The organism is Pseudoalteromonas sp. TAP-3C, assembly GCF_059888565.1.
The window spans coordinates 2,776,830-2,789,096 of record NZ_CM187618.1 but is presented as its reverse complement, the minus strand read 5'-3'; the positions used below and the strand labels follow the sequence as shown (position 1 = coordinate 2,789,096).

The following is a 12,267-nucleotide window of genomic DNA, read 5'->3' as shown; positions in this document are numbered from 1 at the left end:
GCATAAAATAAAAATATAAAAAACGCGGGGTGAACCCGCTGCTACAAATATGTGATATTTCAGGTAGCAGCGACTTTATGTCGCGTCAGAGTTTAACAAAGCATAAAATAAAAAAACACAAAAAAACGCGGGGTGAACCCGCTGCTACAAATGTGTGATATTTCAGGTAGCAGCGACTTTATGTCGCGTCAGGGTTTACCAAAGCATAAAATAAAAAAACACAAACAAACGCGGGGTGAACTCGCTGCTACAAATGTGTGATATTTCAGGTAGCAGCGACTTTATGTCGCGTCAGGGTTTATCAAAGCATAAAAAAAACACAAAAAACGCGGGGTGAACCCGCTGCTACAAATGTGTGATATTTCACGTAGCAGCGACTTTATGTCGCGTCAGGGTTTATCAAAGCATAAAAAAAACACAAAAAACGCGGGGTGAACCCGCTGCTACATATATGTGATATTTCACTTAGCAGCGACTTTATGTCGCGTTTTTAAAGGTAGGCAGAGACTAAGCACAGTTTTTAATTTAAGCAATAGGTATAATTTTGTGCAATGCAGGTGTGGCTGAAATTTAATGTAAAAAAGAGAATGTTAAATCTGGGTATTACTGAGGAGGCTTAAAAAATAGTGGGGCGATTGACGGGGCTCGAACCCGCGACAACCGGAATCACAATCCGGGGCTCTACCAACTGAGCTACAACCGCCACTACGACACCTTGTTTGGTGTGGCGCGCATAATACATAATATCCCAAAGCTTGTGAAGCAAAAAAATCAAAAAAAATTAAATTTATTCACAAAGGGGTTAAAGATGAAGGGTTAAAGGTGTTAGGCAGAGAGTAAGCCAAATACGGTGTTTGGGTTAAACGCAGGCGGGGCTTTATGCCGTGCAAATAATTAAAAATTAAAAATTAAAAATTAACTAACCCCGAACCTCTTAGTAAAACGTTGTTGCAAAGGTGTATTAAATATTTACAATACGGTTAAGGCTTAATAATAACCAGGAAGCAACATGGAACAAATACTCAGCTGGGTTAACGAAAACTCAGACTTAATTTTACACTACGGTGCTCAAATTGTTTTTGCGCTTGTTATATTTTTACTTGGCGGGCGAGTGGCCAAGTTTTGTGCAAAATTAACCGTAAAAGCGTTCGACAAGAAAAAAGTTGATAAAGCGGTCTCATCGTTTGTTTCAAGTATTGTGTATGCCATTGTATTTGTAGCCACTATTTTAATGGCGCTATCGCAAATTGGCATCCAAACCACCTCATTCATTGCTATTTTAGGTGCCGCAGGTTTAGCTATAGGTTTAGCACTGCAAGGCTCACTATCTAACTTTGCCTCAGGCGTGCTCATTATTTTACTGCGCCCATTTAAGTCGGGTGACTATGTTGAGGCGGGTGGCAAAGCAGGCACCATTGTGAAAATAGAAATATTTTCAACCGAGCTGCGCACCCCCGATAACAAAGTTATTATAATGCCCAATTCAAAAATAATGTCAGACGCAATAATTAACTACTCGCGTGAGGCGACCCGCCGTATCGACCTTGTAATTGGTGTTGGCTACGACGCCGATTTGCGCCAAGCCAAAGCCGTACTTAAATCGGTGCTCGACAACGAGCCGCGTATTTTAAAAGACCCAGAATATAATGTCTCGGTATCTGAACTGGCTAATTCAAGTGTTAACTTTATTGTGCGCCCATGGGTTAACACAGAAGATTACTGGCCAACGTATTGGTCGTTAATGGAAAACATTAAAATTGCGTTAGATGACGCCGACATCACCATTCCATTTCCGCAAATGGATGTACATTTTCACAAGCAAGACTAATTTTTAATACGTGTTAAGGCAGTGCTCAAGTTTACGTTGCTAGTTTGCGCACTGCGTTAATCATGATGAATATATTTACAGGGTTATTTTTAATGAAATTAAAGCTTTTATCAATTTTAGTAGCAGCTACTGCCACAACCAGTGCGTTTGCAGCAGAAGAAGAGCAAAAAACCTGGGAAGTAACCAGCGAAGTGGGTGCTATTATCACCAGCGGCAACACCGAAACCACCACCTTAAAAGGCGGTATTAAAGTATTGCATAACCTAGAAAGCTGGCATAATGAATATAAGTTCGACGGCATTTATAAAGAAGACGAAGTAGAAAACGACGACGGCAGCAAAGAAAAACAACGCACCAACGAAAAATACGCTATTTCGGCGCAAGGTAACTACAAACTAAACAAAAAACATGCGCATTTATTTATTTATGGTTCACACGTGTCTGACTACTTTGGTGCCTACAGAAACGAAAGCGTAGTATCGGTAGGTTATGGTATGCGCTTACTCAACGAGCAAACCATGTGGCTTAACGCTGAAATAGGCCCAGGTTATAAGCATTTTAAATACCCCGATGTAAGCACCGAGGTTGATGAAAACGGCAATTCGTTAGCCGGCGAGTCAGATGGCGAAGTAATAGCGCTAGGAAAACTCGACTATCACTGGAAAATTTCTGATAACGCCCGTTTTACGCAAGTCGTGTCGGTAGAATACGGTGACACCAACACCAAAACGCGCTCAGAAACCGCACTGCACACTAAAATTAATGGCTCACTGCAAATGAAAGTAGCTTATAATATCACCAATAACTCAGATGTAGCTGATGACAAAGAGGCGACAGATACAGAAACCTCATTAACACTTGTTTACAGTTTTTAATTTAACTTAAAACTATAATAATGGGTAAGCATGCTTACCCATTTTTTTTAATAAAAAAATACTGTACTATGGCGCGCCGATCTTTACTTTTACTCAAGGGAACCTTTGTGAAGCTGATTCGATTTATTACCTTATTGCTTATTTTTGCAGTAGCCACACCATTAAGTGCAAAAAATATAGAGCCAACAGAGCAACAACTAGCGCAATTTCAAAAATTACCCAAAGCGCAGCAAAAAGTAATTGCTCAAAAATACGGTATCGATCTCGATTCACTTGGTTTTCCATCTAGTGACCCAAAATTAGATAAAAATGGCGAACCTGTAAAGTCGTCAGTGTTGCCACGCGATCTAAGCATGGAAGATAGCGAAGAGCTCACAGATGAAGAGAAGTTTAAACCTGCCGAGGATGAGCTAAAACCGTTTGGTTACGAGCTATTTGCCGGAGAACCTACCACATTTGAACCTTCTGAAAACGCACTTGTACCGAATACTTACATTGTTGGCCCAGGCGACACTTTTAGTATTAACTTATACGGCAAAGAATCGTTTAATGCAGAAGTTATTGTTGATAGAGAAGGGCGTCTTGCAATAGATAAACTACAACCTGTGAGTGTTGCAGGTATGCAATACAGCGAAGTTGTAGAGCTTATTAAGCAAAAAGTAGAGCAAGAAATGATAGGCGTAAACGCCTTTGTATCTATGGGCGAGACACGTACGATCAGAATTATGGTGCTCGGTGAGGCCTATAAATCAGGCGCGTACACAGTGCCTGCATTATCCTCCATTACCCACGCGTTATTTGTTAGTGGTGGGCTTTCTGAAATTGCGTCATTGCGTAATATACAGCTAAAGCGTGCAGGCAAAACAGTTCAAACACTCGATTTATACGACTTACTAATTAAAGGTGACAGTTCTGCCGATGTTATTTTAAAGCCCGGCGACGTCGTGTTTATTCCGCCGGTAGGTAAACAAGTGGCAGTAAGCGGTGAAGTTAAACGCGAAGCTATTTTTGAGTTAAAGGGCGATGAATCGTTTAACGAAGTCATTTCGATGGCCGGTGGTTTTAAAGCGCAAGCTTACCCACAAAAAACAATAGTAGAGCGCTTTACGGGTGACAGTTCAAAAACAATCTTACAGCTTGACCTGACTGAAAATGCTACTTACCAGCCTAAAAATGGCGACACTATTAAAGTACCTGCCTCAAGTAATGAGCTTAAAAATGCAGTTACTTTACTCGGTGCGGTAACTTACCCAGGTAATTACGCATGGAAACCGGGTGATAAAATAAGTCGTTTATTAACGTCATTACAAAGCGACCTGCTGCCTATTGCCGACTTTAATTATGCACTTATCGTGCGCGAAGTTAATAATAAAGGCGATATACAAATACAGCAGTTTTCGCCGTTTGAAGCTGCTAATAATCACAATGAGCACAATATAGCGTTAAAGCCGCGTGATATTGTGGTTATTTTTAGTCGTTTCCAAACAAAAGAACAAGAAGAGAACGCATTAAGTTCATTGGCTTTTTCAAAAGAGCAGCTCGACTTACATGAGCGCATAAAACTATGGGATAAATTTGAAGAAAAACAATTTTATGAATTTATTGACTTAGGGGGCGCGCTTGAAAAACAACTCGCCGAGCAACTCGCCGAGCAAGAAAGTAAAAAAATTAGCAACATTACCGATTTATTTAAAACCGAACAAGACACACTAAAGGAAAGCGACTACGCAATATTTAGCAGAGAAAAGCTACTAAAACCGATTATTGCCAAGCTTAATCAACAAGCAACTCATGTAAATCAAGTGAAAATGTTTGGCATACGTGGCGAGGTAAAATACAGCGGTGTTTACCCACTACCTGAAAACGCCACAGTTAAACAAGCCATTGCCGCAGCGGGTGGGTTAAAAGAGTCAACCTTTTTAGATAAAGCCGAAATTACACGTTACAGCACAACCAATCAAAGTGCCTTAAATCATGTGTCGGTAAACTTAAATGCTGCGCTTGATGAAAAAACAAGTGCAAATTACCCGCTACAAAGTAAAGACTCAATTAGTGTATACCCTATACCTAACTGGCAAAAAGACCTGCAAATTGAAATTATCGGCGAAGTGCGCTTTCCTGGCACTTACAGTATACGCAAAGGCGAAGACCTAACCAGTGTATTGCAAAGAGCCGGTGGTTTTACTGACTATTCGTACCCAGAGGGAGCCATATTTACGCGTGAGTCAATTCGTTTTCAAGAGCAGCAGCAGTTAAATAAACTATCACAAGACTTACGTCGTGATATTGCCTCAAAAAGCTTTAATAACTCAATTACCGACGCATCACTCAGTTATGCCGATATGGACAACTTAATAAACGACTTAGCTGAAGTAAAAGCCGTGGGGCGTTTGGTTATAGATTTACCCGCAATAGAGATGGGTAAGCAAAAATTACCGCTACAAAATAAAGACATACTGTACGTACCGACTATTAGCAACAGCATAAGTGTGGTTGGTGAGGTTAACTTTGGTACATCGCACGTATACAATGGTAACTTGTCGGTTGACGATTACATAAATCGCAGTGGTGGCTTTAAACAACGTGCCGACAAAGACCGTATTTACATTATTAAAGCCAGTGGCTTAGTACAAGTACCACAAAGTAGCTCATGGTTTACGGCTAATAAATCTGAGCAGTTAAGCCCAGGCGACACCATAGTTGTACCGCTTGATACCGAAAAAGTTGATAACTTAACGCTTTGGAGTACCGCCACCCAAATTATTTATCAAATGGGTGTAGCATTAGCGGCAATAAGCTCACTATAAATATGAATTATTGTTATAAGCGTAATTTAGGTGCTTACTATGTTATTTGAATTCATGATACTGGCTTTTGCATTTTGCTTTTCGTATGCAACAATACTGGCAATTACCCCTTTAGCGGTAAAGTTTGGCCTAGTTGATACCCCATGCAAGCGCAAACAGCACGACGGCGCTATTCCGCTTATTGGCGGGTTATCAATATTTTTAGCTGTGTTTATATCGGTGCTTGCTTTTTACCCGCTAACCACACAAATAGTCAGTTATTTAGTGTGTGCAGGCGCCATTGTTATTTTAGGCGTGGTAGATGACTACCGTCAGCTAGGGGTTAAAATTCGTATATGTATTCAAGTAGTGGTTGCCCTAGTAATGATATGGGGCAGCGATGTTTACATACACAACCTCGGAAGTATATTTGGCTTTGGCAATATTGATTTAGGTTGGCTTGGTATTATTTTTACTATTGTCAGTGTTATTGCCTGTATTAATGCGTTTAATATGATTGATGGTATAGACGGACTAGCAGGGTCATTAAGTATTTTAACGCTACTCTCTGTTTTTATTTTAATGTTGTTAAGTGGTAATTATGCGTTTGCATACTTACCGCTTATTATAGTGGCCACACTGGCACCTTATTTAGCCTTTAACTTAGGTTTAAAAGGCCATAAAAACAAAAAAATATTTATGGGCGATGCAGGCTCCATGTTTATTGGGTTAAGTGTAATATGGTTTTTAATGGTAAGCACCCAAGCCAGCGAGCCGGCATTTAGGCCCGTTACCGCATTATGGATTATTGCTGTGCCGCTAATGGATATGATGGCAATTATTATAAGGCGTAAACGCAAAGGGTTATCGCCACTTGCGGCTGATCGCGACCACCTACATCATATATTTATGCGCATAGGGTTTAGCCCAAGGCGAGCACTAAGAGCCATATTATTACTTGCTGTTATTATGAGCAGCATTGGTATTGCTGGTGAGATTTTAAATATACCTGAATGGGTAATGTTGTTACTATTTGTTGTTATTTTTATACTGTACTCATTGGCATTACAACATTGCTGGAAAGTGGCCCGTTTTTTAAGGCGCAATAAAAAGTAACGTGCGTAATTGAGTAAGCAATAAAACCTTATTTTTATTATTTCAAGAGAGTATTATGAAAAAAAATCACGGTTTTACAATGATGGAATTATTAGTCGTCATTGTTATTTTAGGTTTATTAATGTCGTTAGTGGCCCCTAAGTTTTTTTCAAAATTAAGTTCTTCTGAACGCAAAATTGCCGCTGCGCAAATGTCATCATTTGAAACCGCAATCGACACCTACCGGTTAGACCTAGGTAAGTACCCAAATGAGCTTAACCAGCTTCGTCAAAGCGACGAACCTCGTTGGGATGGCCCGTATTTACCAAAAGATGTGCCTCTTGATCCTTGGGGCAACCCATACGTGTATAAAACGCCCGGTACTGAGGGTAACCCTTACACGTTAAAGTCGTACGGTAGTGATGGTAAAGAAGGCGGCACCGATAACAACGCGGATATTATTCACTTATAATGCAATTACATAACCTTTTACTTAATAAGTTTAGTATAGACCCGCAAGACTTAGAGCGAGCAATAAGCTACCAAGCTAAATACAGCGGCAGGCTTGAACAAATACTGGTTAATATGGGCAGCCTGCCAGAGGATCAAGTTGCTTTATTATTAAGTGAATACCTAAATATTGCGTTATTTAGCAACGAGCAGTATGTAAACTTTTCCCCTTTAGAAATAGACAAGTCGACGCTCGACATGTTTATTGCACAAAGTTGGCTGCCTTTTAGTAGTGATAGGTCGCACCTACTTTTTGCCTGTAAAGACCCACTTAACCCCATAATGAACGAATGGTTAAGTAAGTATAATCAAGCACATACGTTATTTATAGCCAACGACATAGACATACAATTACTAAGCGCTAAATACGAAGAGCCGCTAAATGATTTAGCCGACGATAGCCCGCTTGACGAAGAAGAGCGCCTTAAAGAGCTGGCCACAGAGGCTCCTACGGTAAACCTACTTAATTCGCTCATTAGCCGTGCATTACGTCAAGGTGCATCCGACATGCACTTAGAACCATACAAAGGGCGCTACCGAGCGCGTTTTCGGGTAGATGGCGTATTACATGAGGCCGAAACAATATCAGCCCGTAAGCAATTACCAATAATTACCCGATTAAAAATATTATCGGGCATGGATATTGCCGAAAAGCGCCGCCCGCAAGATGGCAAAATAGAAATGAAAATTGCCAACCAAGAAATCGATATTCGTGTATCAGCTTTGCCATTAAACGACGGTGAATCAGTGGTAATGCGCTTTTTACGTAAAGAAAACGTGCAATACGATATGTCGGTATTAGGGCTATCAAGCGACATAAACGAACTCATACTAGAAGACATAAAAACCACCTCGGGCGTGGTATTACTTACAGGCCCTACCGGCTCGGGTAAAACAACCACCTTGTACACGTTTTTAAACGCGCTAAATAACGACGACGTAAAAATAATCACCCTAGAAGACCCAGTTGAATACCAGTTACCGGGTATTAACCAAGTACAAGTAAATAGCGATATAGGCTTTGATTTTTCTGCAGGCCTTCGCTCTGTGGTACGCCAAGATCCAGACGTAATAATGCTCGGTGAAATACGCGATAAAGAAACCGCCCAAATAGCGTTGCAATCGGCGCTTACTGGGCATTTAGTATTTAGCACCGTGCACACCAACGATGCCGCAAGCGCCTATACGCGACTACTCGACTTAGGGGTAGAAGAGTTTTTACTTAATGCCGCGCTGGTATCGATAGTAGCGCAGCGCCTAGCACGTAAAATATGTGAGCATTGCGCTGAGCCAGAGCCAAACGCACAAGCACTGATTGAAAAATACAAGCTGAACGATTTTGCCAAGCGCTTTAATTTACCAATTATAGCGCTAAAACGCGGCGCAGGTTGCGAGCATTGTAGCCAAACAGGTTACAAAGGCCGCATGGCGGTAACTGAATATTTACGCTGCGACAGCGAAATAAAAGCCATGCCCAAAAATGCCGACTTTATTCCTAAAGCAAAACTACACAACCAAAGCTTAAACAGGCGCACCTTATTAGAAGATGGCTTTTATAAAGCTATATTAGGGCAAACCACCATAGCCGAAGTAATTAGGGTTGCAGGGTAATGCCACAGTTTAACTACAAGGCGTACGACAGCTCAGGCGCAAAATCAGACGGCCAAATAGAAGCGCTCGATCAGCAAGATGCCATTAGCAAATTAAAAGCGCAAAAATTACTGCCTTTTGAAGTAAAAGAAGAGCAAAAGCAGCGCGGCTTTACTTTAAGTTTTAATAATAAAATATCATTAGCCGATTTAGAATTTTTAACTGCCGAGCTTAGTTTATTACTGGCCACAGGGGTTAGAATTGACCGTGGGCTCGATATCATTAGGCGCACTAAAGCAAAACCCGCATTGGCTAAAATGTTAGCCGATATAAGCAACAGCATAAAAAAAGGCAGCAACTTATCGCAAGCCTGCCGTGCGCACCCCGATGTGTTTGACAATTTATACTGTAACTTAATTGAACTGGGTGAGGCGTCGGGTAATTTAAGCGAAATATTTGCCGGCCTCGCAAAAGATCTAAAATTTAAACGTGAGCTGCAACGTAAAATTATAGGCTCGTTAACTTACCCCAGCGTTATTTTATTTGTTTGTGTGCTTAGTATATTTTTTATATTTAATTTTATTATTCCTAAAATGGCCGACATGTTTAGCCAACTAGACACCATGCCATGGTACACCCAGCTTATGCTCTCTATTAGCGAGTGGATGAACCAATACCAAGGGTTACTTGCCATAGGTATTATAGCCTGTGTGCCGGGAATAATATGGGCCTCAAAAAAACCGCGCTTTTTAACATGGTGGCATAAATCGGCTTTAAAGCTACCGGTTATTGCTAATGCAACCATCACAGTAGAACGAATTCGTTTTAACAGCGGCTTAAGTTTAATGTTAAAAGCCGGTGTGCCAATTGATCAAGCGCTTGAGCTGTCTGCGGGTAATATAAAAAACCATGTTTTAAACCATGAAATGAACATAGCCCGTAAAAAAGTAAAGCGCGGTAGTCAACTAACGCCCACGTTACAACAAACGTCGTTGTATCCGCCGTTTTATATATCGTTATTAGAGGTAGGTGAAGAGTCGGGCAATCTCGATATTGTATTTGAAGAAATTGCCAATCGTTCACGCCAAGACTTTGAAACCTGGACCGACAACATGACCGCACTAATCGAGCCCCTAATGATATTATTTATGGGAGGCTTTGTAGGAGGAATTGTTGTGGTTATGCTAATGAGTATGATATCGCTCAACGACGTAGGTTTTTAAATGCTAAAATCAGGTTTTAAGTCTAACAATGGCTTTACCCTAATTGAACTTATTATTGTACTGAGTATTGTTAGCTTATTGCTTAGTGTGGTTGCGCCTATATCAATTAAGGCGGTTGATAAAACTGAGGCTAAAACCGAGCTGTTAAACACCACTAAGTGGATAAAAAACATAGGTTTTCAAGCGTTTATAGCACAGCAAAATTATGCGTTAGAGCTTACTGGTAACACCCTTAATTTGTATAAAACCCCCAGTAACGAATTAATAAAAACAAAAACCTTAGCATCGTTAAAATTTAACCCGCAATGGATTAATTTTAATGCCAATGGGTTTGTTAGCCCGCAAATAATTAACGGCCATTTTAGAGGTGAGCCATTAACTATTGAGCTGGAGCAACACGATGAAAAATAACCAGCACACAGGATTTACCTTAATAGAGCTACTGGTTGCCACCATTATATTATTTATGGCCATGGGCGCGGTATCGCTTATTTACCGGGGCGCGTTTATATCGAGCGAAAAAGCCAGCAACCACGTTAATAATGTGGCGAATGTTCCCGCACTGCTGAGCCAAATAAAGCACCAAGTACAAAATGCCAGCCCACAACAAACGCAATTAAATGGCCAAGGTAACGCCTGGCAAAGTAGCTACACATGGCAAGCAACCGTGCAGCAAACTAAAAAAGTGACCGACGAAGTAATGGTGCTGGAGTTTGGCGAAAACGCGGCAACAAAAACCCAATTTAAACTGTGGCAAATTACCCTTACCTTAAACAGCCAAGGTAGTGTAAAAACCTACACCTTTAACGAAGTGAGCTGGCATGATGCGTAAACAGCAAGGCTTTACGCTTATTGAGCTGCTAATATCGGTTAGTTTACTTTCGCTGCTTATGTTTACTGGCAACTATGTTTATATGCAACTTGCATCGCGTTGGAACAAAGAGCTGGGCAGTTTTGAGCAAAATGTGGCGCAAACCAAAGCCGTGTATTTACTGCAAGCCACGCTTGAGGGCATAGAGCCCTACTTAATTAAAAATAAAAAAGGCCGCCCTGAGCTGCTTTTTGTAGGTGACGATAAAAGCCTACTTGCCATAACCAAACGCGGGCTAATAAATAGCCAATACCCAGAAATATTTCGCTTAACCGCCGTGCAAAATAACAGTGGTAAGTACGACTTAGTTTACCAAGGGGTATCGGGCAGTGAGTTATTACTTATAAATACCGAACAAAACATTGAGTTTAGCGATAAAAAAACCCTACTGACCAATTTAGACGACATAAATATACGCTACTTTGGGTGGAAAAACCTTGACCAAATGGCAACGGGCGAGCCCGAGTTTAAACCCGATTGGCAAAATCGTTATTCAGGGATTGATCAGCAACTTACACCGCAAAAAATACAGCTAACCTTAGTTAAAAACCAACAGCCATTGGTATTTTATATTCAGCTCGACAGCGAGCCAAACCGCTGGTTTGGTAATTACATACAAACAGGTGACTTTTAATGCAGCGCGGCATAGCATTAGTACAGGTGTTGCTTATTGTAGCGGTGCTTTCAATATTGGCGTTATATTTTACGCAATCGGCGCGCCAACAAGTCCACAATGCCACGCTTATGCTCGATAAAGCACAGGCCTACGTTGAGCTGCACAATGCGCAAGCAAATATACTGTATGCCTTACTTAGCGAGCAAAAAAATCCAGCGCAAACCCCCAGTACGCAAAGTGGCGTGGCAAGTAACTGGAACTTTCATGGTGAAACGTTTAACTACAGCCCACAGGTAACCGTAGCAATACAAGACCTACGCGGGCTGCTTAATTTACATTACCCAAATAAACAACGCTTAAGCCAACTATTGACCTACAGCGGCCTAAATGATTATGATGCGCAGTTAATGGCGCAGCAAATAATACATTGGCAACAGTTAGACGGGCGAACCGATTCACTGCCGCCTACTATTACGGCCCGCCATGCGGCAATACACGACATAAGCGAGCTTATGCATTTAGGGTTAGCGCCAGCGCAGTTAGCTATATTACAGGCAAACACCACACAATATAAAAAAGGGGCGTTTAACCCCATGACCGCGCCTAACGCGTTACTTAATGCATTATTAACAACAGATGTAGCAAGCCATGTTATTATGCTGCGCAATGCAAAGCAGTTAAGCGTGCGCGAGTTTTCGCAAGTAACCGGGTTTTACGAAAACGACGACATTATTTTATACCCGTCTAATTTATTTAAAGTAACCCTAAACGTACAAGTAGGCGATGCACGGGTACAAACAGTAACCTATTACCATTTACAACCCACAGGCAACCCGGTAGTTAACACCGTGGCAGTGAAGGCGCAGTAGAGAA

11 protein-coding genes and 1 tRNA gene are annotated in these 12,267 nt (G+C 41.2%); 11 read left to right on the top strand and 1 reads right to left on the bottom strand.

What is annotated here, in order from left to right:
- Positions 1 to 627: 627 nt before the first annotated feature.
- Positions 628 to 703 (bottom strand) — tRNA-His (locus AC6H44_RS13095).
- A gap of 306 nt (positions 704 to 1,009) precedes the next feature.
- Here AC6H44_RS13095 and AC6H44_RS13090 point away from each other — a divergent pair.
- The 11 genes from AC6H44_RS13090 to AC6H44_RS13040 all read left to right on the top strand — a co-directional run bounded on the left by AC6H44_RS13090 (position 1,010) and on the right by AC6H44_RS13040 (position 12,263).
- Entirely contained in the window at positions 1,010 to 1,828 is an 819-nt protein-coding gene (locus AC6H44_RS13090; RefSeq protein WP_500736013.1) for a mechanosensitive ion channel family protein, read from the top strand.
- Between the two features lie 92 nt (positions 1,829 to 1,920).
- On the top strand, positions 1,921 to 2,703 hold the full coding sequence (locus tag AC6H44_RS13085; protein ID WP_500736012.1) for a DUF481 domain-containing protein: 783 nt from the start codon (positions 1,921 to 1,923) through the stop codon (positions 2,701 to 2,703).
- 107 nt (positions 2,704 to 2,810) lie between these two features.
- A complete protein-coding gene (locus AC6H44_RS13080; RefSeq protein WP_500736010.1) occupies positions 2,811 to 5,510 on the top strand; it encodes an SLBB domain-containing protein in 2,700 nt (899 codons plus the stop codon).
- 39 nt (positions 5,511 to 5,549) lie between these two features.
- Positions 5,550 to 6,605, top strand: a complete 1,056-nt coding sequence (wecA, locus tag AC6H44_RS13075; protein WP_500736009.1) for a UDP-N-acetylglucosamine--undecaprenyl-phosphate N-acetylglucosaminephosphotransferase — start codon at positions 5,550 to 5,552, stop codon at positions 6,603 to 6,605.
- Between the two features lie 55 nt (positions 6,606 to 6,660).
- Entirely contained in the window at positions 6,661 to 7,056 is a 396-nt protein-coding gene (gene gspG / locus AC6H44_RS13070) for a type II secretion system major pseudopilin GspG (RefSeq protein ID WP_500736008.1), read from the top strand.
- A complete protein-coding gene (locus tag AC6H44_RS13065; RefSeq protein ID WP_500736007.1) occupies positions 7,056 to 8,705 on the top strand; it encodes a GspE/PulE family protein in 1,650 nt (549 codons plus the stop codon). The genes gspG and AC6H44_RS13065 overlap by 1 nt, the downstream gene beginning before the upstream one ends.
- A complete protein-coding gene (locus tag AC6H44_RS13060) occupies positions 8,705 to 9,907 on the top strand; it encodes a type II secretion system F family protein (RefSeq protein ID WP_500736006.1) in 1,203 nt (400 codons plus the stop codon). Before AC6H44_RS13065 ends, AC6H44_RS13060 begins: the two co-directional genes overlap by 1 nt.
- Positions 9,908 to 10,318: a type IV pilin protein gene (locus AC6H44_RS13055; RefSeq protein WP_500736004.1), complete on the top strand. Its 411-nt coding sequence runs from the start codon at positions 9,908 to 9,910 to the stop codon at positions 10,316 to 10,318. It begins immediately after the preceding gene.
- On the top strand, positions 10,308 to 10,739 hold the full coding sequence (locus AC6H44_RS13050) for a PulJ/GspJ family protein (RefSeq protein WP_500736003.1): 432 nt from the start codon (positions 10,308 to 10,310) through the stop codon (positions 10,737 to 10,739). The genes AC6H44_RS13055 and AC6H44_RS13050 overlap by 11 nt, the downstream gene beginning before the upstream one ends.
- On the top strand, positions 10,729 to 11,412 hold the full coding sequence (locus AC6H44_RS13045; protein WP_500736002.1) for a prepilin-type N-terminal cleavage/methylation domain-containing protein: 684 nt from the start codon (positions 10,729 to 10,731) through the stop codon (positions 11,410 to 11,412). The genes AC6H44_RS13050 and AC6H44_RS13045 overlap by 11 nt, the downstream gene beginning before the upstream one ends.
- Positions 11,412 to 12,263 carry a type II secretion system minor pseudopilin gene (locus AC6H44_RS13040; RefSeq protein WP_500736000.1) on the top strand — a complete coding sequence of 284 codons (852 nt, stop codon included), beginning with the start codon at positions 11,412 to 11,414 and terminating at the stop codon, positions 12,261 to 12,263. The genes AC6H44_RS13045 and AC6H44_RS13040 overlap by 1 nt, the downstream gene beginning before the upstream one ends.
- Positions 12,264 to 12,267: the final 4 nt, after the last annotated feature.

What these genes read in the sequence shown, in the direction of transcription:
- AC6H44_RS13090 (WP_500736013.1), top strand. Translation starts at nt 1,010, where the DNA reads ATGGAACAAATACTCAGCTGGGTTAACGAAAACTCAGACTTAATTTTA.
- AC6H44_RS13085 (WP_500736012.1), top strand. Translation starts at nt 1,921, where the DNA reads ATGAAATTAAAGCTTTTATCAATTTTAGTAGCAGCTACTGCCACAACC.
- wecA (WP_500736009.1), top strand. Translation starts at nt 5,550, where the DNA reads ATGTTATTTGAATTCATGATACTGGCTTTTGCATTTTGCTTTTCGTAT.
- gspG (WP_500736008.1), top strand. Translation starts at nt 6,661, where the DNA reads ATGAAAAAAAATCACGGTTTTACAATGATGGAATTATTAGTCGTCATT.
- AC6H44_RS13065 (WP_500736007.1), top strand. Translation starts at nt 7,056, where the DNA reads ATGCAATTACATAACCTTTTACTTAATAAGTTTAGTATAGACCCGCAA.
- AC6H44_RS13060 (WP_500736006.1), top strand. Translation starts at nt 8,705, where the DNA reads ATGCCACAGTTTAACTACAAGGCGTACGACAGCTCAGGCGCAAAATCA.
- AC6H44_RS13055 (WP_500736004.1), top strand. Translation starts at nt 9,908, where the DNA reads ATGCTAAAATCAGGTTTTAAGTCTAACAATGGCTTTACCCTAATTGAA.
- AC6H44_RS13050 (WP_500736003.1), top strand. Translation starts at nt 10,308, where the DNA reads ATGAAAAATAACCAGCACACAGGATTTACCTTAATAGAGCTACTGGTT.
- AC6H44_RS13045 (WP_500736002.1), top strand. Translation starts at nt 10,729, where the DNA reads ATGATGCGTAAACAGCAAGGCTTTACGCTTATTGAGCTGCTAATATCG.
- AC6H44_RS13040 (WP_500736000.1), top strand. Translation starts at nt 11,412, where the DNA reads ATGCAGCGCGGCATAGCATTAGTACAGGTGTTGCTTATTGTAGCGGTG.